The following is an 18,256-nucleotide window of genomic DNA, read 5'->3' as shown; positions in this document are numbered from 1 at the left end:
TCGCGTCGTACCCACGAGGAGCCTCCCGTGGGGCCGTGAGCCGGAAAAGGAAGATGTGAGCAGGGTGTCTGTGCAGGTCAACGCGGTAATCCGGAGTATGGGGTAAGCGTCGTGCACATCGTGATCATGGGGTGCGGGCGGGTGGGCTCGGCCCTCGCCCAGACCCTCGAACAGCAAGGTCACACGGTCGCCGTGATCGACCAGGACCCGACGAGCTTCCGGCGCCTCGGCTCCGGGTTCGGCGGCCGCCGGGTGACGGGGGTCGGCTTCGACCAGGACACCCTGCGTGAGGCGGGCATCGAGGAGGCCGGCGCGTTCGCCGCGGTGAGCAGCGGCGACAACTCCAACATCATCGCGGCCCGGGTGGCGCGCGAGATGTTCGGCGTGCAGAACGTGGCGGCCCGCATCTACGACCCCCGCCGCGCCGAGGTCTACCAGCGGCTGGGCATCCCCACCGTGGCCACCGTCCGGTGGACCGCGGACCAGATGCTGCGCCGCCTGCTGCCGTCCGGCGCGGAGCCGCTGTGGCGCGACCCCAGCGGTGGCGTCCAGCTCGCCGAGGTGCCCGTGGCCGAGGCCTGGGTGGGCCAGAAGGTGAGCCTGCTCCAGGAGGAGACCGGCGTGCGGGTCGCGTTCATCACCCGGCTGGGCGAGGCCATCCTGCCGACGTCGGCGACGGTGCTGCAGGAAGGCGATCTGGTGCACGCGATGATGCGCACCGACGAGGTCGAGAAGGTCGAGGCGGCGTTCTCGCAGGGGCCCGAGGAGGCGCACCGATGAGGGTTGCTATCGCTGGTGCGGGGGCCGTCGGCCGTTCCATCGCGGGCGAGCTGCTGGAGAACGGGCACGAGGTCCTGCTCATCGACAAGGCGCCGTCCGCCATCTCGGTGGAGCGGGTGCCGCTGGCCGAGTGGCTGCTGGCCGACGCGTGCGAGATCACCTCGCTCGACGAGGCGGCGCTGCAGCGCTGCAACGTGGTGATCGCTGCCACCGGTGACGACAAGGTCAACCTCGTCGTGTCGCTGCTGGCCAAGACCGAGTACGGGGTTCCCCGCGTCGTGGCCCGGGTGAACAACCCGAAGAACGAGTGGCTGTTCAACGAGGCCTGGGGCGTGGACGTCGCCGTCTCCACCCCGCGTCTGATGTCCGCGCTGGTCGAGGAGGCCGTGAGCGTCGGCGACCTGGTGCGCCTGCTGCGCTTCAGCCAGGGCGACGCCAACCTCGTGGAGCTGACCCTGCCGCCCGAGGCGGCGCTGGCCGGCACCCGGGTCGGCGACGTCGACTGGCCGGAGGACACCTCCCTGGTCACGATCATCCGTGGCAACCGCGTCCTCACCCCGAACCGCGAGGACGCCCTCGAAGCCGGTGACGAGCTGCTGTTCGTGGCGTCCCCGGCGCGCGAGGAGCAGCTGGAGGACCTGCTCTCGGTACGCCGCGAGGACGCCGCGTCCGAGTGACGCGGCCGACGGCGGACGCCGACGGCGAGGACGACAAGCGGAAGGCCCCGGGACCAGTCGGTTCCCGGGGCCTTCCGCTTGTCGTCCTCGTGCCGCGCGTCTCAGTAGCTCGGCGGCTGGGGCTGCGCGACGCGCTCCCTCTCCGCCTTCCTCTCGCGTTCGGCGGCCTCGGCGGCCTCCATCTCGGCGAACACGTCGATCGGCGGCGGCGCCTTGGCCAGGAAGATCCAGGTCAGATAGACCGAGAGCAGCATCGGCGGGATACCGAGGGCCACCTTGACCCAGCCCAGCTGGGTGGCGTCACCCCACCAGTACAGCGGGAAGAGCACGGCCGACTTCGCGAGCAGGATCAGCCCCCAGGCCCAGCTGGCCTTGGTGTACGCGACCTTGCGTCCGGGGTTGCGGGTGCGCCAGGAGAGGTTCTCCTTGAACACCGGGCCGAGGATCAGGCCCAGCAGGGGGTAGCCGGCGATCGACGTGACGATGTAGGCGATGGCCAGTCCCAGCGTGTAGAGCATGCCGGGCAGGTAGAAGTTCTTGGCATCGCCGGACATCATCGCGAAGACGGCGCCGAAGGCGACCCCGAAGACGCCGCTGAAGGCGTGCTTGAGGGTGTCCTTGCGCACCAGCCGCGCGATCCCCAGCACCAGGGAGAGGCCGAGGGCGGCGATCGCGGCGACGTGGATGTCCCGCTTGACCGTGTAGACGGCGACGAAGACCAGGCCGGGAACGGTGGTCTCCACCATGCCCCGGACCCCGCCGAATGCCTCGAACAGGGCGGCTTCGGTGGCCGCGCGCGAGTCCGCGCTGTGCGTCGTCTGCGGGTCCGTCGGCTTGTCGTGAGACGGCAACGGCTACTCCTGTCCGAGCGGTCGGAGTTCGTATCGGGGATTGAACAGCACCCGCCGGCCGCGGCTCATGGAGATCCGGCCGGAGGCGATCAGCTTACGGCCGGGCTCTATCCCGGCTATGGAGCGGCGCCCCAGCCAGACGACGTCGAGTGCGGCCGAGCCGTCGAACAGCTCGGCCTCCAGCGCGGGCACCCCGGCGCGCGGCCGCAGCGTGACGGTCCGCAGCGTGCCGGTGACCTTGACGATCTGACGATCGTCGCAGTCACATATCTTCGTGCAGCCCGTCGCCTCCGCGTCCTGCTGAAGCTCGGCGTCGCGCAGCTCCTCCTGGGAGGTGGACAGCCGGTCCAGCATCCGGCGAAAGCGGCCGGTCGGCTTCTCGGAACGGGGTACGGCGCTCATGTACCCAGCGTACCGGGGCCGGGCCCGCCGTCTGCCCGGGTCGCCTTCGAACGCCCATGCCGCCCCGGACCCCCGGCCGCACCCTCACCCCTCGAACCGGTATCCCATCCCCGGCTCCGTAATGAAGTGCGCCGGGTGGGAGGGGTCCTGCTCCAGCTTCCGCCGCAGCTGCGCCATGTAGACCCGCAGGTAGTTCGTCTCCGTCCCGTACGACGGGCCCCAGACCTCCTGCAACAGCTGCTTCTGGCTCACGAGACGGCCCGTATTGCGGACGAGCACCTCCAGCAGGTGCCACTCGGTCGGCGTGAGCCGCACGTCCTTGCCGCCGCGGTTGACCTTCTTCGCCGCGAGGTCGACCGTGAAGGCCTCCGTCTCGACGATGGCGTCGTCGCCGGCGGCCGAGGGCCCCGTCGGCTCCGCCCGGCGCACCGCGGCGCGGAGTCTGGCGAGCAGCTCGTCCATGCCGAACGGCTTGGTGACGTAGTCGTCGGCGCCGGCGTCGAGGGCCTCGACCTTCTCGTCCGAGGTGTGCCGGGCCGACAGCACCAGGATCGGCACCCGGGTCCAGCCCCGCAGGCCCTTGATCACCTCGACGCCGTCCATGTCGGGCAGACCGAGGTCGAGGATGACCACGTCGGGGTGGCGCGCGGCGGCGAGCTGGAGGGCGGTGGCGCCGTCGGGCGCGGCGTCGACCTCGTACTTCCGCGCCTTCAGGTTGATCACGAGAGCGCGGACGATCTGCGGCTCGTCATCCACCACGAGCACCCGGTTCATGCTGGACCACCTTCGTCGTTCGTGCCGGCCCCGCCTCGGGGCCCGGCTGCTGGATCCGGTTCGTTCGGTACCACCGCGGCCGCCGGCGCCGCCTGGGGCCGGGTGACGGCACCCGGTCTCACGTCGTGATCTGGGCCGGGAGGTCCGCGCGCACGGGCGGCCGGCCGGCCGCGGCCCGCAGCGTCAGCACCATGGTCATGCCGCCACCGGGGGTGTCCTCGGCGGCCAGGGTGCCGCCCATGGCCCCGGCGAAGCCGCGCGCGACGGCGAGGCCGAGCCCGACCCCGGCACCGCGCGGCGCGTCCCCGTAGCGCTGGAACGGCTCGAAGATCCGGTCCTTGGCGCTGTCGGGCACGCCGGGCCCCCGGTCGGCGACCCTGAGCTCGACGCGGTCGCCCAGGGCGCTGGCGGCGACGAGGACGGGCGTTCCGCCGGGGCTGTACTTGACGGCGTTCTCGACGATGTTGGCGACACTGCGCTCCAGCAGGCCGGGGTCGACGGCGACCATGGGCAGCGTCTCCGGGATGTCCAGGGTGACGCTGCCCTCGGGCACCCCGCCCAGGGCCATCGGGACGACCTCGTCCAGGTCGATCTCCCTGATCAGCGGGGTCACGGTGCCGGTCTGGAGCCGGGACATGTCGAGCAGGTTGCCGACGAGGTGGTCGAGGCGGTCGGCGCCGTCCTCGATGCCGGCCAGCAGCTCGGCCTCGTCCTCCTCCGACCAGGCCACGTCGTCCGAGCGCAGGGAGGTGACGGCGGCCTTGATGGCGGCGAGCGGGGTGCGCAGGTCGTGGCTGACGGCCGCGAGGAGGGCGGTGCGGATGCGGTTGCCCTCGGCGAGCTCCTGGGCCCGCTCGGCCTCCCCCACCAGCCGCTGGCGGTCCAGGACCACCGCGGCCTGGGCGGCGAAGGCGGCGAGCACGCGCCGGTCCTCGGCGGGCAGCACCCGGCCGGACAGGGCGAGCGCCAGGTTGTCGCCCACCGGCATTTCCACGTCGGCGTCGTCGGGGCGCAGCAGCGGCTTGCCGTCGGTGGTCACGACGCTGCTCGCACAGGTCCAGGGGTCGACCTCGCTGGCGCGTTCCAGCAGGGCCACGGACTCCATGCCGAAGGTCTCGCGGACCCTCTCCAGCAGGGCGTCCAGGCTGGTCTCGCCGCGCAGGACGCTGCCGGCGAGGAAGGAGAGTATCTCCGACTCGGCGCGCAGCCGGGCCGCCTGGTGGGTGCGGCGCGCCGCCACGTCGACGACCGACGCGACGGAGATCGCGACGAGGACGAATATCGTGATGGCGACGATGTTCTTGGTGTCGGTGATCGTCCACTGGTGGACGGGTTCGACGAAGTAGTAGTTCAGCAGGAGCGAGCCGAAGGCCGCCGAGGCCAGCGACGGGAACGCGCCGCCGAGCAGGGCCGCCCCGACCGTCGCGGTCAGGAACAGCAGCATGTCGTTGGCGAGCCCGAGGTCGGGGACGACGAGCGTCAGCATCAGGCTGAGCAGCGCCGGGCCGCCGACGCCGACCAGCCAGCCGGCCACGGTCCGGCCCCGGCTCAGCCGGGCGCCGCGCGCCACGGGCAGGCCGCGGCCCTTGGCGACCTCCTCGTGCGTGACGATGTGCACGTCGAGGTCGGGGCCGGAGTCGCGGGCCACGGTCGCGCCCACGCCGGGTCCGAAGACGTACTGCCAGGTCTTGCGGCGGCTGGAGCCCAGCACGATCTGGGTGGCGTTGACCCCGCGGGCGAACTCCAGCAGCGAGGCCGGCACGTCGTCCCCGATGACGTGGTGGAACGTGCCGCCCAGGTCCTCGACCAGGGTGCGCTGGACCGCCAGCTCCTTCGGGGAGGCGGAGGTCAGGCCGTCGCTGCGGGCGATGTAGACGGCGAGGATCTCGCTGCCCGAGCCCTTGGCGGCCATGCGGGCTGCGCGGCGGATGAGCGTACGTCCCTCGGGGCCGCCGGTCAGGCCGACGACGATGCGCTCGCGGGCGTGCCAGATGGTGGAGACGCTGTGGTCGGTGCGGTACTGCCGCAGGTACTCGTCGACGCGGTCGGCCGTCCACAGCAGGGCCAGCTCGCGCAGCGCGGTGAGGTTGCCGGGACGGAAGTAGTTGGAGAGGGCGGCGTCGACCTTGTCCGGCTTGTAGATGTTGCCGTGGGCCATCCGCCGGCGCAGTGCCTGCGGCGACATGTCGACCAGCTCTATCTGGTCCGCGCGGCGCACGATCTCGTCGGGCACGGTCTCGCGCTGCCGTACGCCCGTGATCGATTCGACGACGTCGCCCAGCGACTCCAGGTGCTGGATGTTGACCGTGGAGACGACGTCGATGCCGGCCTGGAGCAGTTCCTCGACGTCCTGCCAGCGCTTGGTGTTGCGCGAGCCGGGGACGTTGGTGTGCGCCAGCTCGTCCACGAGGGCGACGGCCGGGCGGCGGGCGAGGACGGCGTCGACGTCCATCTCCGTGAAGCACGAGTCGCGGTAGGTCAGCTCGCGGCGGGGCACTTCCTCCAGGCCGTGGAGCATGACCTCGGTGCGCGGCCGGCCGTGGTGCTCCACGAAGCCGACGACGACGTCGGTGCCGCGCTCCGTCCGCCGGTGCGCCTCGGAGAGCATGGCGTAGGTCTTTCCGACGCCCGGCGCCGCGCCGAGGTAGATGCGAAGGTTCCCGCGTCCCATGGCCCCATTGTCTTTCACGAGTCGCGACGGCGTTCGGGTCGGTGCTCCGTCCTGAGGTGCCACACTGCCGCGTACGGTCGACCTTACGGCCAAGGATTCGGACAAATGGGGCCGGGGTCGCTCAGGCGGCAGGTATTGACGCGGTCCTGACGCCCGCGGCCGTGTCCTGCGGGGGCGGGCCGTGGGCGGAAATCCCGTGCGCACGCGTGAGCGACCCGGGCACAATGGCGCCGCCCGGGTCCGCCCCCGACGTGAGGACGCCATGACCGAGCTGCGCACCGCCCACACCTCCGCCCTCACCGCCGCCGAGCTGGCGGCCGTCCGGGCCCTGATGGACGACGCCTTCGAGGGCGACTTCACGGACGAGGACTGGGACCACACCCTCTGCGGCGTCCACGCGCTGGTCCACGACGCCGGTGAGCTGATCGCCCACGGCTCGCTGGTGCAGCGCCGTCTGCTGCACGGCGGGCGCGCGCTGCGCACGGGCTACGTGGAGGCCGTGGCCGTCCGCGCCGACCGCCGCCGCCAAGGCCACGGCTCGACCGTGATGGCGGCCCTGGAGCGCGTCCTGCGCGACGGCGGGTACCAACTGGGCGCCCTGGGCGCCTCCGACGAGGCGGTCCCGCTGTACACGGGCCGCGGCTGGCGGCTGTGGCGGGGCCCGGCCTCCGTCCTCGCCCCGACCGGCGTCGAACGCACGGCGGAGGAGGACGGCTGCATCTATGTGATGCCGGTTCCTGGCGTGGACGTCGACCTGGACGGGGAGCTGACGTGCGACTGGCGGCCGGGCGACGTGTGGTGAGCGGACCGCCGGCCGGGCCGGTCACGCCCCACCGGGCCGCGTGACGCGCACCGTTCCCCGGCCAGGTTGATGCCACTGGCTCACCGTGTGGCGTCAACGCGCGTCAGCGCGCAGGCGTTTTTCTCAACTCGCCGACGACGACGGTGGCGTACAGGTCGTCGCACGTGACGATCCGCGGCGTCAGGCCGTGGTCCGTGAAGAGCTCGGCCGTGCGCTGTGCCTGTCGCTCGCTGGTCTCGACGAGCAGGGCGCCGCCGGGCGCCAGCCACCGCGCCGCCTCGGCGGTCACGCGGCGCTGGACGTCGAGGCCGTCGGCACCGCCGTCGAGCGCGACCAGGGGTTCGTGGTCACGGGCCTCGGGGGGCAGGAGCCCGATCGCCTCGGTCGGCACGTACGGCCCGTTGGCGACCAGCACGTCGACGCGGCCCCGCAGCGTGGCGGGCAGGGGCGCGTAGAGGTCGCCCTCGTACACGCGGCCGACGTGGTCGGGGACGTTGCGGCGGGCGCAGCGCACCGCCGCCGGGTCGATGTCGGCGGCGTGCAGCTCCACGGCGGGCACGGCGGCGGCGACCGCCGCGCCGAGCGCACCGGTGCCGCAGCACAGGTCGAGGACGACGGCTCCCGGCCGGGTGAGCGCGAGGGCGTGGCCGGCGAGGAACTCGGTGCGGCGGCGGGGGACGAAGACGCCCTGGTCCACGGCTATGCGCAGGCCGCAGAACGCGGCCCAGCCGAGGACGTGTTCGAGCGGCAGTCCGGCGGCCCGGCGGTCCGCCATGGCCTCGGCCTCGGCGGGTGACGCCGCGGTGGAGGCGATCAGGTCCGCCTCGTCCTCGGCGAAGACACAGCCGGCGGCGCGCAGCCTGGCGACGAGGGCGGAAAGGGAAGGGGCGGTGAGGGAAGCGGACATGAGAGCCTTTCGGATGACCGAAGGGCGCTCTCCCGGTTCACCTATCCGTGGTGAACCGTCGGACCGTGACAGGAGAGCACCCAGCCTGCTACAGCGGTAATGGGTCTCACCTCCTCGGTCGTTCACCGGACGTGACGGCAAGATCGTTCTTGCGGTCAACCGGAACTGTACCCCAAGGGCACGACGCCGGACAGGCCGGGCACACGCGGTGCCCGGCCTGTCTCCGTGACGGCCGCGGGGCCCTCGGCCCGTTCCCCTAGCCCTTGGCCGCCAGCTTCTGGAGCGCCACGTTCAGCTTCAGGACGTTGACGCGCTCCTCGCCCATGAAGCCCAGGATCCGTCCGTCGACGTGGTCCTCGACGAGCCGGTCGACCGCGCCCTGCGGCAGGCCGTTGGCCTTGGCGACGCGCGCCGCCTGGAGGCGGGCGTACTCCGGTGAGATGTCCGGGTCGAGCCCGGAGGCCGAGGCCGTCAGGGCGTCCACCGGCACCGACGACGGCCGGACGCCGTTGAAGGCGGCGACATCCGCGCGGCGCTGCTCGACGGACTTCAGCAGGACCTTGCTGTCGGCGGCGAGGTTGGACGCGCCCGACACCACGATCTTGTACTGGGTGTTCTCGGTGTTGGCCCCGGCCGCCGAGACCCGCGGCTGGAAGAACCTCGGGTCCGGCAGCGGGTTGCCGTCCTTGTCCTGCCGGTCCGCAAGGTTGTAGCTCTGGCCGAGCCGCTCGGAGCCGACGGACTTGCCGTCCACCGTCACCTCCGAACCGTTGGCCTTGTCGTGGAAGACCGCCTGCGCGATGCCGGTGACCACCAGGGGGTAGATCACCCCGCAGACCACCGTGAGGACGAGCAGGGCGCGCAGCCCCGCACCCAGCAGGCGGGCCGTGTTGCTGACGGAGTTGTTCATGGTGACGTCACCCGATGCCAGGGATGAGGGAGATGAGCATGTCGATGAGCTTGATGCCGATGAACGGGGCGATGAGGCCGCCCAGTCCGTAGATGCCGAGGTTGCGGCGGAGCATGCTGTCCGCGCTCATCGGGCGGTAGCGGACGCCCTTGAGGGCGAGCGGCACCAGGGCCACGATGATCAGCGCGTTGAAGATGACGGCCGACAGGATCGCCGACTCCGGCGAGGTCAGGCCCATGACGTTGAGCTTGTCCAGGCCCGGGTAGGCCACCGCGAACATCGCCGGGATGATGGCGAAGTACTTCGCCACGTCGTTGGCGATCGAGAAGGTCGTCAGGGCGCCGCGCGTGATGAGCAGCTGCTTGCCGATCTCGACGATCTCGATGAGCTTGGTGGGGTTGGAGTCCAGGTCCACCATGTTCCCGGCCTCCTTGGCGGCCGAGGTGCCGGTGTTCATGGCCACGCCGACGTCCGCCTGGGCGAGCGCGGGCGCGTCGTTCGTACCGTCGCCGGTCATCGCCACGAGCTTGCCGCCGGCCTGCTCGCGCTTGATGAGGGCCATCTTGTCCTCGGGCGTGGCCTCGGCGAGGAAGTCGTCGACGCCGGCCTCCTCCGCGATGGCCTTGGCCGTCAGCGGGTTGTCCCCCGTGATCATGACGGTCTTGATGCCCATGGCACGCAGTTCGTCGAAGCGCTCGCGCATGCCCTCCTTGACGACGTCCTTGAGGTGGATGACGCCCAGGACGCGTGCGCCCTTGTCGTCTTCCAGAGCGACGAGCAGCGGGGTGCCGCCGGCCTGCGAGATGTCGTCGGTGAGCTTGCGGGCGTCCTCGGCGACGGTGCCGCCCTGCTCCTCGACCCAGGCGATGACCGAACCGGTCGCGCCCTTGCGGACCTTGCGGCCCTCCACGTCGACGCCCGACATACGGGTCTGGGCGGTGAAGGGCACCCACTCGGCGCCGACGAGCTCGCCCTCGTGGCGCTCGCGCAAGCCGTACTTCTCCTTGGCGAGGACGACGATCGAGCGGCCCTCGGGCGTCTCGTCGGCCAGCGAGGACAGCTGGGCGGCGTCCGCGACCTCGGCGGCCATCGTGCCCTTGACGGGCACGAACTCCGACGCCTGGCGGTTGCCGTAGGTGATGGTGCCGGTCTTGTCGAGCAGCAGCGTCGAGACGTCGCCCGCCGCCTCGACCGCCCGTCCGGACATCGCCAGGACGTTGCGCTGGACGAGCCGGTCCATGCCCGCGATGCCGATGGCGGAGAGCAGCGCCCCGATGGTGGTCGGGATGAGGCAGACGAGCAACGCCGCCAGGATGATCATCGACTGCTCGGCGCCCGCGTAGATCGCGAACGGCTGGAGGGTGATGACGGCCAGCAGGAAGACGATGGTGAGCGAGGCGAGCAGGATGTTGAGCGCGATCTCGTTCGGCGTCTTCTGGCGGGCGGCGCCCTCGACCAGGTTGATCATCCGGTCGATGAAGGTCTCGCCCGGCTTCGTCGTGATCTTGATGACGATGCGGTCGGACAGCACCTTGGTGCCGCCGGTGACCGCCGAGCGGTCACCGCCCGACTCGCGGATGACGGGGGCCGACTCGCCCGTGATGGCCGACTCGTCGACGGAGGCCACCCCTTCGACGACGTCGCCGTCACCCGGGATGACGTCGCCGGCCTCGCAGACGACGAGGTCGCCCACGCGCAGCTCGGTGCCGGGCACCGACTCCTCGGTGTCGCCGTTCAGGCGCCGGGCCACCGTGTCGGTCTTGGCCTTGCGCAGGGTGTCCGCCTGGGCCTTGCCGCGGCCCTCGGCGACGGCCTCGGCGAGGTTGGCGAAGAGGACGGTCAGCCAGAGCCAGACCGTGATCGCCCAGCCGAACCACTCGCCGGGGTGCCGGAGCGCCAGGGCGGTGGTGACCACCGAGCCGATCAGGACGACGAACATCACCGGGGACTTGACCATCACCCGGGGGTCGAGCTTGCGGAAGGCGTCCGGGAGGGACTTCAGCAGCTGGGCCGGGTCGAAGAGGCCGCCGGAGACCCGGCCGTGCTCCTCGCCGCCCTGGGGACGGTCGTCCGCGGGGCCCTCGGGCTCGGTGCGGACAGGGGTGGTCGTGCTCATGAGAGTCCCTCCGCCATCGGGCCGAGGGCCAGGGCCGGGAAGTAGGTCAAGCCGGTGATGATCAGGATCGCGCCGACGAGGAGGCCCGCGAAAAGCGGCTTCTCGGTGCGCAGGGTGCCCGCCGTCTCGGGTACGGGCTTCTGCTCGGCGAGCGAGCCCGCGAGCGCCAGCACGAAGACCATCGGCAGGAAGCGGCCGAGCAGCATGGCGAGGCCGATCGTGGTGTTGTACCACTGCGTGTTGGCGTTCAGGCCGGCGAAGGCGGAGCCGTTGTTGTTGGCGCCGGAGGTGAAGGCGTAGAGGACCTCGGAGAAGCCGTGGGCCCCGCTGTCGTGCACCGAGTTCGCCGCGCCGTTGAGGATCGAGTCCGGCGGCGTGGACAGCGCCATGGACAGGGCGGTGAAGCCCAGCACCAGGGTCGGGGTGATGAGGATGTAGCACGCGGCGAGCTTGATCTCGCGGGTGCCGATCTTCTTGCCGAGGTACTCGGGCGTCCGGCCGACCATCAGACCCGCGATGAAGACCGCGATGACCGCCATGACCAGCATGCCGTAGAGGCCGGAGCCGACGCCGCCGGGCGCGATCTCGCCGAGCATCATCCCGAGCAGGGCGACGCCGCCGCCGAGGCCGGTGAAGGACGAGTGGAAGGAGTCCACCGCGCCGGTCGACGTGAGGGTGGTGGAGGTCGCGAAGATCGCGGAGGCGCCGACGCCGAAGCGCTGCTCCTTGCCCTCCATCGCGCCGCCCGCGGCCTGGAGCGCCGCACCGTGGTGGGCGTACTCCGTCCACATCATCAGCGCGGTGAAACCGAGCCAGATCAGGCCCATCGTGGCCAGGATCGCGTAGCCCTGCCTGACGTTGCCGACGAGCTTGCCGAAGGTCCGCGTCAGGGCGAAGGGGATGACGAGGATCAGGAAGATCTCGAAGAGGTTGGTGAAGGCGTTGGGGTTCTCGAACGGGTGGGCGGAGTTGGCGTTGAAGTAGCCGCCGCCGTTGGTGCCGAGTTCCTTGATGACCTCCTGCGAGGCCACCGCGCCGCCGTTGACCTGCTGGGTGCCGCCGGTCAGCTGACCGATGTCGTGGATGCCGGCGAAGTTCTGGATAGCGCCGCACGCGACGAGCACCAGCGCGCCGACGACGGAGAGCGGGATCAGGACGCGGACCGTGCCGCGGACCAGGTCGGCCCAGAAGTTGCCCAGTTCGCCGGTGCGGGAACGGGCGAAGCCCCGTACGAGCGCCACGGCGACGGCCATGCCGACGGCAGCGGAGACGAAGTTCTGGACCGCCAGGCCGAGCGTCTGCACGGCGTGGCCCATGGCCTGCTCGCCGGAGTACGACTGCCAGTTGGTGTTGGCCACGAACGAGGCGGCGGTGTTGAACGCCTGGTCCGGGCTGATCGAGGAGAAGCCGAGCGACAGCGCCTTGGGCAGCGCGCCCTGGACCCGCTGGAGCAGGTAGAGGAAGAGGACGCTGACGGCCGAGAACGCGAGGACGCCGCGCAGATAGGCGGGCCAGCGCATTTCAGCTCTGGGGTCGGCACCGATCAGGCGGTATATCCACTTCTCGGGGCGCAGGTGTTTTTCGGAGCTGTAGACGCGGGCCATGTAGTCGCCCAGCGGGCGGTAGGACAGCGCCAGTGCCGCGACGAGAGCGGTGAGCTGGAGGGCTCCGGAGAGAACGGGGCTCATGTGCGACGTCAGAACCTCTCCGGGAAGACGAGGGCGAGGATCAGGTAGCCCAGCAGGGCGACGGCCACGACCAGGCCGACGACGTTCTCGGCGGTCACAGCTTCGTCACCCCCTTGGCGACGAGAGCCACCAGCGCGAAGACCGCGATCGTGGTGACGACGAAGGCCACGTCGGCCATCGTGTGCTCCTAGAGAGGTTCGGATGAACGGACCTCTTGAGGAAACATCCGCCGCCGCTCCGTACGGCCCTTGTTGACGCCTCCCTTACGGCCATTAGCGCCCCTTTGACGGGATCCATACGCGCCCGGCGAAGACCTGCGGAAACGCCGCTGGGCCGGAACTCGCAGTGCGAGTTCCGGCCCAGCGAAACGTCGTATTCCGGCCGGTGAGGGGGCCATCGGGCGGCGGCCCCTCCCGGAAGATGCGCGGCGGTGTCCGCTCAGCGGACCTCGGTGGTCTCCGGGCCGCGCTGGAGGCGGTCCACACCGCCGGCGAAGCGCGAGCCCTGCTCCTCCTGCTGGAGGCCCTCGGCCACCATCTGGGCGTCCTCGGGCAGCTTGAGGACGATCGGGTCGCGGGGCGCCATCGGGGACTCGCCGCGCACGACGACGGTGTCCCGGAAGATCTGCTCCAGCAGCCCGGCGGTCTGGGGCTGCACCGCGCCCTGGCCGGAGATCACACCGCGCAGGAACCAGCGCGGCCCGTCACAGCCGACGAAGCGCACGAGCTGCACGCCCTGCGTGCCGTCGGGCAGCGCCACGGGCACCTGGGCCCGCAGCTCCCAGCCGAGGGGGCCCTCGACCTCGTCCACGACACCGCCCTGCTGGGTGATGCCACCCGCGATCTCCTCGCGGACCTCGGACCAGATGCCCTCGCGCTTGGGCGCGGCGAACGCCTGGAGCTGCACCGCGCTGTCGCGCAGCACCACGGTCGCGGCGACGATGGCGTCACCGGCGACCTCGACCCGCAGTTCCATGCCCTCGACACCGGGCACGAACAGTCCGCCCAGGTCCACCCGGCCCTCGGCCGGGTCGCGGACCTCGGAGACGTCCCACGGCCCGTCCGGGCGCGGGCCCGGCTCCAGCCGGATCCGGCTCTCGGCCGCGGTGTGTGCGTCCTCGTCGGCGAGGGCGTCCCCGTCCGACTTCTCGGAGGTCACGTCGTCGAGGCGGTCGGCACTCTCGACGACGTCCTCGCTGCGCTTGCGGCGACGACCGAACACGTCACTGTCCTTCCCGGTCGCAGGCGACCGAAGCGAATCCATTCCCCACGGCAGCGTGGCCACCGGTGGACCCGAAGCCCCCTTCGGCCCGCGCCGAGCCGGGAAGTTCCGCCACCTCGTGGAAGCGGACCCTCTCGACCTGCTGGACAACCAATTGGGCGACGCGGTCGAACCGCTCGAACCGCACGCTCTCGCGCGGGTCCAGATTGACCACAATCACCTTGATCTCTCCACGGTACCCGGCATCGATGGTGCCCGGGGCATTGACCATGGACACCCCGCACCGGGCGGCGAGACCCGATCGGGGGTGGACGAACGCGGCGTACCCGTCGGGCAGCGCGATCGAGATGCCGGTGGGCAGGACCATCCGCTCACCGGGCGCCAGCTCGGCGGCCTCGGTGGTCACCAGGTCGCATCCGGCGTCGCCGGGGTGACCGTAGGAGGGAAGGGGCACCTCGGGGTCGACCCGGCGGATGAGTACGTCGACGGGCTGACGGCTCACGGGTTCACCTCGAATGCGCGCGCGACCTTCACCTGGTCGGGGTCCGCCATGACCGCCTGGATCTCTTCCTTGCGGCCGTTGTCGATGAAGTGGTCGATCTTGACCTCGACGAACATCGCGTTCGCGTGCACCGCGACCGGCCCGTCGGGGCCGCCGATGCGGCCGGTGGCCGTGCAGTAGATCTTGCGGCGGTGCACCGCGACCGCCTCGGCGGTCAGGTGCAGTTCGGTGCCCACCGGCACCGGGCGCAGGAAGTCCGTCTCCAGCCGGCCGGTCACCGCGATCACCCGCAGCATCCAGCCCAGCGAGCCGAGCGTCTCGTCCAGGGCCGTGGCCAGCACACCGCCGTGCGCGAGGCCGGGGGCGCCCTGGTGGGCCTCCCTGACCGTGAACTCGGCGGTGACGTTCACGCCCTCGCCGGCCCGCGTCTCCAGGTGCAGTCCGTGCGCCACGCCGCCGCCGCAGCCGAAGCAGTACTCGTAGTGCGACCCGATGATCTCGCCCGGTGCGGGGGCCTCGGGGTGCCGCACCGGCGGCCCGGCGTCGGCCGGCGGTGTCAGCGCTGTTGTTCGTCCACTCACAGGGGCTGACCTTACCCGCGCCGGACGCACCCGGTCCCGTCCGTGCCAAGCTTGTGCGCATGCAGCCTTACGAAGAACGCCTGACCGCGCCCCGTTCCTGGTGGTTCATCGCGGTTCTCGCCGGGATCGCCATGGCGTTGATCCTGCTGCCGCTGGGCACCCTGCCGATGCTCGGCGGGTTGATCGGCGGCGGGGCGCTCGCCGCCGTCGCGGTGAGTTCGTACGGCTCGGTCCGCATCCGGGTGGTGGGCGGCGCCCTCGTCGCGGGCGACGCGCGGATCCCCCTGGAGGCGCTGGGCGCGCCCGAGGTGCTGGACGCGGAGGAGGCGCGGGCCTGGCGCACCCACAAGGCCGACACCCGCGCGTTCATGCTGCTGCGCGGCTACGTGCCCACCGCGGTGCGGATCGAGGTCACGGACCCGGCGGACCCCACGCCCTACGTCTACCTCTCCACCCGCCATCCCGAGCTGCTGGCCGCCGCCCTCACGGCCGTCCGGGCCTGACGCCGGGGCCGGTGCCGGAAGGGCCGTGGAAGGGGCCCGGAGGGGGGTCTAGGCGAGGCCCAGGCCCTCGTCGGGGGATTCGGGGAGGTCGTCCCAGGCGACCTGCCGGCTGCGCAGGTCCCGGCGGACCCGCTCGGCGAGCCGCCGGGTGTCGCGGCGGTTGATCATCGCGCCGACGGTTGCGCCGATCATGAAGGGTGCGACGTTCGGCAGGCTGCGGAACGTGCGCTTGAGGACGCGCTGGCGCAGCTCGCGCCGGAGCTGGCCGCCGAGGGCCGCGTTGACGGTCATGGGGGACGTGACGTCGATGCCCCGTTCCTCGGCCCAGGCGCCGAGATAGGCGGTGGCCCGCTGGCGGACCGTGCCGGGCGCCCGCCGGCCGTAGACCTCGTGGAGCTCGGCGATCATCTTGAACTCCACGGCGGCGACGCCGATGATCTCCGCCGCCAGCTCGGCGGGGATGGCGGGCGGTACGGGCAGCATGGCCGCCGCCCCGATGCCGGCACCCACGGTCGAGGTGCCGTGGACGGCGCCGGCCACCAGCTTGTCCGCGAGCTCCTCCGGGCCGAGGCCGGGGAACTGGGCGCGGAGGGTCGCGAGGTCGCGCACGGGGATGCGCGGGGCGTTCACGACGATCCGGTCGGCGACGACGGTCAGACCCGCCCTCGCCCCCCGGCCGCCCTTCATCACCGTGTCACCGGCCCAGCCGGCGCCACGGCCCACGGCGGAGGCGAGCGAGGCCCTGCGGCCTCGCTCGACGTTCCGGCCGGGCGCGGTGCCGGCCTGGCCGCCGGATGCGCCCTCGGCGAGCCCGTTGGTCGGCTCGGGCTGCCGGGAGCGCCGCTTCCGGAACGGGGTCGAGCCTGCCATGGCAGACCCTCGCCTCACTCGCAGTCGCGGCAGATCGGCTGACCGTTCTTCTCGCCGGCCAGCTGGCTGCGGTGGTGAACGAGGAAGCAGCTCATGCACGTGAACTCGTCCGCCTGCCGGGGCAGGACCCGGACGGACAACTCCTCGTTGGAAAGGTCGGCGCCGGGCAGTTCCATGCCCTCCGCCGCCTCGAAGTCGTCGATGTCGACCGACGAGGCCGACTTGTCGTTCCGCCGGGACTTCAGTTCCTCGATGCTGTCCTCGTTGACGTCATCGTCGGTCTTGCGTGGGGTGTCGTAGTCCGTTGCCATGTCGCTCTCCCCCTCTGGGTGTCTGCGGTGTCTCCAGCGCACGTAACGCGTGAGAGGCCGGACTTGTGCCCGACCCGAGGCGGAGATTTTGCCTCACATCAAGGTCTGTTACTCAATCGACACCCAACCGCACACCTGAAGAGGTGATCGGGATGGGTGGCGATGGGGACCGTACACGGCCGTGAAGCCGTGCGCGGTCATGCCATCACGTGTACTTCCCGTGATCAGGACCCCCGAAAACCCCCATTTTTCAGGCGATCCCCGAAGGACCTCGGTCACGGAGAGTAGATGGCCGGAACTCGGCGCATGTGATCGATCACACAGATCCAAAGGACTGGGCGGACCATGAAAATTCCGCCCAAAGCGAACCCGTGAGCGCCCATTCTCGCAGAGTCCCGCACGCCTCGCTCACGCGGGCAGCACGACCCTCATGACCAGGCCTCCTCCCTCGCGCGGCTCGGCGGTGATCCGCCCGCCGTGCGCCCGGGCGACCGAGCGGACGATGGACAGTCCCAGACCCACGCCCTTGTCACTGCCCGTACGCTCCGTGCGCAGCCGGCGGAACGGCTCGAATATGTTGTCCACCTCGTAGGCCGGCACGACCGGGCCGGTGTTCTCCACCACCAGCACAGCCTGGCCCGGCTGGGTCTGGGTCGTGACCTCCACCCAGCCGTCGGGGGTGTTGTACCGCACGGCGTTCTGCACGAGGTTGAGCGCGATGCGCTCCAGCAGGACGCCGTTGCCCTGGACCACCGCGGGCTGACGGGTGCCCCGCAACTCGACGCCCTTGGTCTGGGCCTCGGAACGCGTCTGGTCCAGCGCCCGGGAGGCCACCTCGGCCAGGTCCACGGGCTTGCGGTCGACGATCTCGTTGTCGCTGCGGGCGAGCAGCAGCAGGCCCTCCACGAGCTGCTCGCTGCGCTCGTTGGTGGCCAGCAGCGTCTTGCCGAGCTGCTGCAGCTCCGGGGAGGCGCCGGGATCGGAGAGGGTGACCTCCAGGAGCGTGCGGTTGATCGCCAGCGGCGTGCGCAGTTCGTGCGAGGCGTTGGCCACGAATCGCTGCTGGGCGGTGAAGGCCCGTTCCAGGCGGTCGAGCATCTCGTCGAAGGTGTCCGAGAGCTCCTTCAACTCGTCGTCCGGCCCACCCAGTTCGATGCGCCGGGACAGGTCCGTGCCGGCCACCCGGCGGGCGGTGCGGGTGATCTTGCCGAGCGGCGAGAGGACCCGGCCCGCCATGGCGTAGCCGAAGGCGAAGGCGATCACGGCGAGGCCCATGAGCGCCATCAGGGAGCGCCGCAGCAGCGACTCCAGGGCCCGCGCGCGCTGATCGGCCATGCAGTCCCCGAGGATGCGGTTGGCGTCGTCGCGGGTGAGGGAGGTGGACGCCAGGCCCGGGCAGGAATTGCCGTTGACCTGGACCTGACTACCCTCCACCAGCCTGATCAGCGGGTGGCTGCCGTCGTTGAGGGCGTTGGCGGCCAGCAGATAGATGATCGTCAGCAGCAGCACGCCGGCCATCAGGAACATCCCGCCGTAGAGCAGGGTGAGCCGTATGCGGATGGTGGGGCGCAGCCACGGGAAGGGGCGCACCACCGGCTGGCGCGGGTCCCAGGTGGGCTTGGGGGGCAGCGTGGTCCCGGCGCCCGCCTGGGGGGCCGGGGGCGTGGGGGGTGTGGGGGCGGGAGGCATG

General features: G+C 71.4%; 19 protein-coding genes. 4 read left to right on the top strand and 15 right to left on the bottom strand.

Annotated features, from left to right (window positions below):
* The first annotated feature begins 111 nt into the window (after window positions 1–111).
* Entirely contained in the window at window positions 112–780 is a 669-nt protein-coding gene (locus CYQ11_RS23870) for a potassium channel family protein (protein WP_099202409.1), read from the top strand.
* A complete protein-coding gene (locus tag CYQ11_RS23865; protein ID WP_099202408.1) occupies window positions 777–1,457 on the top strand; it encodes a potassium channel family protein in 681 nt (226 codons plus the stop codon). Before CYQ11_RS23870 ends, CYQ11_RS23865 begins: the two co-directional genes overlap by 4 nt.
* A gap of 101 nt (window positions 1,458–1,558) precedes the next feature.
* Here CYQ11_RS23865 and CYQ11_RS23860 read toward each other — a convergent pair whose 3' ends face one another.
* The 4 genes from CYQ11_RS23860 to CYQ11_RS23845 all read right to left on the bottom strand — a co-directional run bounded on the left by CYQ11_RS23860 (window position 1,559) and on the right by CYQ11_RS23845 (window position 6,155).
* Window positions 1,559–2,308 carry a DUF3159 domain-containing protein gene (locus CYQ11_RS23860; protein ID WP_099202407.1) on the bottom strand — a complete coding sequence of 250 codons (750 nt, stop codon included), beginning with the start codon at window positions 2,306–2,308 and terminating at the stop codon, window positions 1,559–1,561.
* Window positions 2,309–2,311: 3 nt separating this feature from the next.
* On the bottom strand, window positions 2,312–2,710 hold the full coding sequence (locus tag CYQ11_RS23855; protein ID WP_099202406.1) for an OB-fold nucleic acid binding domain-containing protein: 399 nt from the start codon (window positions 2,708–2,710) through the stop codon (window positions 2,312–2,314).
* A gap of 84 nt (window positions 2,711–2,794) precedes the next feature.
* Window positions 2,795–3,484, bottom strand: coding sequence for a response regulator (locus CYQ11_RS23850; protein WP_099202405.1), 690 nt, complete (start codon window positions 3,482–3,484; stop codon window positions 2,795–2,797).
* 118 nt (window positions 3,485–3,602) lie between these two features.
* A complete protein-coding gene (locus CYQ11_RS23845; protein ID WP_099202404.1) occupies window positions 3,603–6,155 on the bottom strand; it encodes a DUF4118 domain-containing protein in 2,553 nt (850 codons plus the stop codon).
* 262 nt (window positions 6,156–6,417) lie between these two features.
* Between CYQ11_RS23845 and CYQ11_RS23840 the strand changes: the two genes are divergently transcribed.
* On the top strand, window positions 6,418–6,957 hold the full coding sequence (locus tag CYQ11_RS23840; RefSeq protein ID WP_099202403.1) for a GNAT family N-acetyltransferase: 540 nt from the start codon (window positions 6,418–6,420) through the stop codon (window positions 6,955–6,957).
* A 103-nt stretch (window positions 6,958–7,060) separates the two neighbouring features.
* Here CYQ11_RS23840 and CYQ11_RS23835 read toward each other — a convergent pair whose 3' ends face one another.
* The 8 genes from CYQ11_RS23835 to CYQ11_RS23800 form a co-directional block, all read right to left on the bottom strand.
* Window positions 7,061–7,864, bottom strand: coding sequence for a putative protein N(5)-glutamine methyltransferase (locus CYQ11_RS23835; RefSeq protein WP_099202402.1), 804 nt, complete (start codon window positions 7,862–7,864; stop codon window positions 7,061–7,063).
* 256 nt (window positions 7,865–8,120) lie between these two features.
* Window positions 8,121–8,774 (bottom strand): K(+)-transporting ATPase subunit C, encoded by a 654-nt coding sequence (gene kdpC, locus CYQ11_RS23830; protein ID WP_099202401.1) that lies wholly within the window; start codon window positions 8,772–8,774, stop codon window positions 8,121–8,123.
* 7 nt (window positions 8,775–8,781) lie between these two features.
* A complete protein-coding gene (gene kdpB / locus CYQ11_RS23825) occupies window positions 8,782–10,890 on the bottom strand; it encodes a potassium-transporting ATPase subunit KdpB (protein WP_099202400.1) in 2,109 nt (702 codons plus the stop codon).
* Complete coding sequence (gene kdpA / locus CYQ11_RS23820; protein ID WP_099202399.1) at window positions 10,887–12,578, bottom strand: potassium-transporting ATPase subunit KdpA; 1,692 nt, start codon at window positions 12,576–12,578, stop codon at window positions 10,887–10,889. Before kdpA ends, kdpB begins: the two co-directional genes overlap by 4 nt.
* Window positions 12,579–12,586: 8 nt before the next feature.
* Complete coding sequence (kdpF, locus tag CYQ11_RS23815; RefSeq protein WP_087925864.1) at window positions 12,587–12,676, bottom strand: K(+)-transporting ATPase subunit F; 90 nt, start codon at window positions 12,674–12,676, stop codon at window positions 12,587–12,589.
* 340 nt (window positions 12,677–13,016) lie between these two features.
* Window positions 13,017–13,799, bottom strand: coding sequence for a DUF3710 domain-containing protein (locus CYQ11_RS23810; RefSeq protein WP_099202398.1), 783 nt, complete (start codon window positions 13,797–13,799; stop codon window positions 13,017–13,019).
* Between the two features lies 1 nt (window position 13,800).
* Complete coding sequence (dut, locus tag CYQ11_RS23805) at window positions 13,801–14,301, bottom strand: dUTP diphosphatase (protein ID WP_099202397.1); 501 nt, start codon at window positions 14,299–14,301, stop codon at window positions 13,801–13,803.
* On the bottom strand, window positions 14,298–14,882 hold the full coding sequence (locus CYQ11_RS23800; protein WP_099202396.1) for a PaaI family thioesterase: 585 nt from the start codon (window positions 14,880–14,882) through the stop codon (window positions 14,298–14,300). The genes dut and CYQ11_RS23800 overlap by 4 nt, the downstream gene beginning before the upstream one ends.
* A gap of 59 nt (window positions 14,883–14,941) precedes the next feature.
* Between CYQ11_RS23800 and CYQ11_RS23795 the strand changes: the two genes are divergently transcribed.
* Window positions 14,942–15,385: a DUF3093 domain-containing protein gene (locus tag CYQ11_RS23795; protein ID WP_099202395.1), complete on the top strand. Its 444-nt coding sequence runs from the start codon at window positions 14,942–14,944 to the stop codon at window positions 15,383–15,385.
* 48 nt (window positions 15,386–15,433) lie between these two features.
* On the opposite strand, the gene CYQ11_RS23790 is transcribed toward CYQ11_RS23795, so the two are convergent.
* The 3 genes from CYQ11_RS23790 to CYQ11_RS23780 all read right to left on the bottom strand — a co-directional run bounded on the left by CYQ11_RS23790 (window position 15,434) and on the right by CYQ11_RS23780 (window position 18,255).
* A complete protein-coding gene (locus CYQ11_RS23790) occupies window positions 15,434–16,255 on the bottom strand; it encodes a hypothetical protein (RefSeq protein ID WP_099202394.1) in 822 nt (273 codons plus the stop codon).
* Between the two features lie 14 nt (window positions 16,256–16,269).
* Entirely contained in the window at window positions 16,270–16,566 is a 297-nt protein-coding gene (locus CYQ11_RS23785) for a DUF4193 domain-containing protein (protein ID WP_099202393.1), read from the bottom strand.
* A 408-nt stretch (window positions 16,567–16,974) separates the two neighbouring features.
* The gene (locus CYQ11_RS23780; protein ID WP_099202392.1) at window positions 16,975–18,255 is read right to left on the bottom strand and encodes a sensor histidine kinase; all 1,281 of its coding nucleotides are present in this window, start codon (window positions 18,253–18,255) and stop codon (window positions 16,975–16,977) included.
* Between the last annotated feature and the right edge of the window lies 1 nt (window position 18,256).

This window comes from Streptomyces cinnamoneus, from assembly GCF_002939475.1.
GTDB classification, from domain to species: domain Bacteria; phylum Actinomycetota; class Actinomycetes; order Streptomycetales; family Streptomycetaceae; genus Streptomyces; species Streptomyces cinnamoneus_A.
This window is presented reverse-complemented; position numbering and strand designations above follow the sequence as displayed.

Excerpts from the sequence above, each read along its gene's own strand:
- CYQ11_RS23785 (WP_099202393.1), bottom strand. The coding sequence starts at position 16,566 with ATGGCAACGGACTACGACACCCCACGCAAGACCGACGATGACGTCAAC.
- CYQ11_RS23840 (WP_099202403.1), top strand. The coding sequence starts at position 6,418 with ATGACCGAGCTGCGCACCGCCCACACCTCCGCCCTCACCGCCGCCGAG.
- CYQ11_RS23850 (WP_099202405.1), bottom strand. The coding sequence starts at position 3,484 with ATGAACCGGGTGCTCGTGGTGGATGACGAGCCGCAGATCGTCCGCGCT.
- kdpC (WP_099202401.1), bottom strand. The coding sequence starts at position 8,774 with ATGAACAACTCCGTCAGCAACACGGCCCGCCTGCTGGGTGCGGGGCTG.
- CYQ11_RS23790 (WP_099202394.1), bottom strand. The coding sequence starts at position 16,255 with ATGGCAGGCTCGACCCCGTTCCGGAAGCGGCGCTCCCGGCAGCCCGAG.
- CYQ11_RS23845 (WP_099202404.1), bottom strand. The coding sequence starts at position 6,155 with ATGGGACGCGGGAACCTTCGCATCTACCTCGGCGCGGCGCCGGGCGTC.
- CYQ11_RS23780 (WP_099202392.1), bottom strand. The coding sequence starts at position 18,255 with ATGCCTCCCGCCCCCACACCCCCCACGCCCCCGGCCCCCCAGGCGGGC.
- kdpB (WP_099202400.1), bottom strand. The coding sequence starts at position 10,890 with ATGAGCACGACCACCCCTGTCCGCACCGAGCCCGAGGGCCCCGCGGAC.
- CYQ11_RS23865 (WP_099202408.1), top strand. The coding sequence starts at position 777 with ATGAGGGTTGCTATCGCTGGTGCGGGGGCCGTCGGCCGTTCCATCGCG.
- CYQ11_RS23835 (WP_099202402.1), bottom strand. The coding sequence starts at position 7,864 with ATGTCCGCTTCCCTCACCGCCCCTTCCCTTTCCGCCCTCGTCGCCAGG.
- CYQ11_RS23855 (WP_099202406.1), bottom strand. The coding sequence starts at position 2,710 with ATGAGCGCCGTACCCCGTTCCGAGAAGCCGACCGGCCGCTTTCGCCGG.
- CYQ11_RS23795 (WP_099202395.1), top strand. The coding sequence starts at position 14,942 with ATGCAGCCTTACGAAGAACGCCTGACCGCGCCCCGTTCCTGGTGGTTC.
- kdpA (WP_099202399.1), bottom strand. The coding sequence starts at position 12,578 with ATGAGCCCCGTTCTCTCCGGAGCCCTCCAGCTCACCGCTCTCGTCGCG.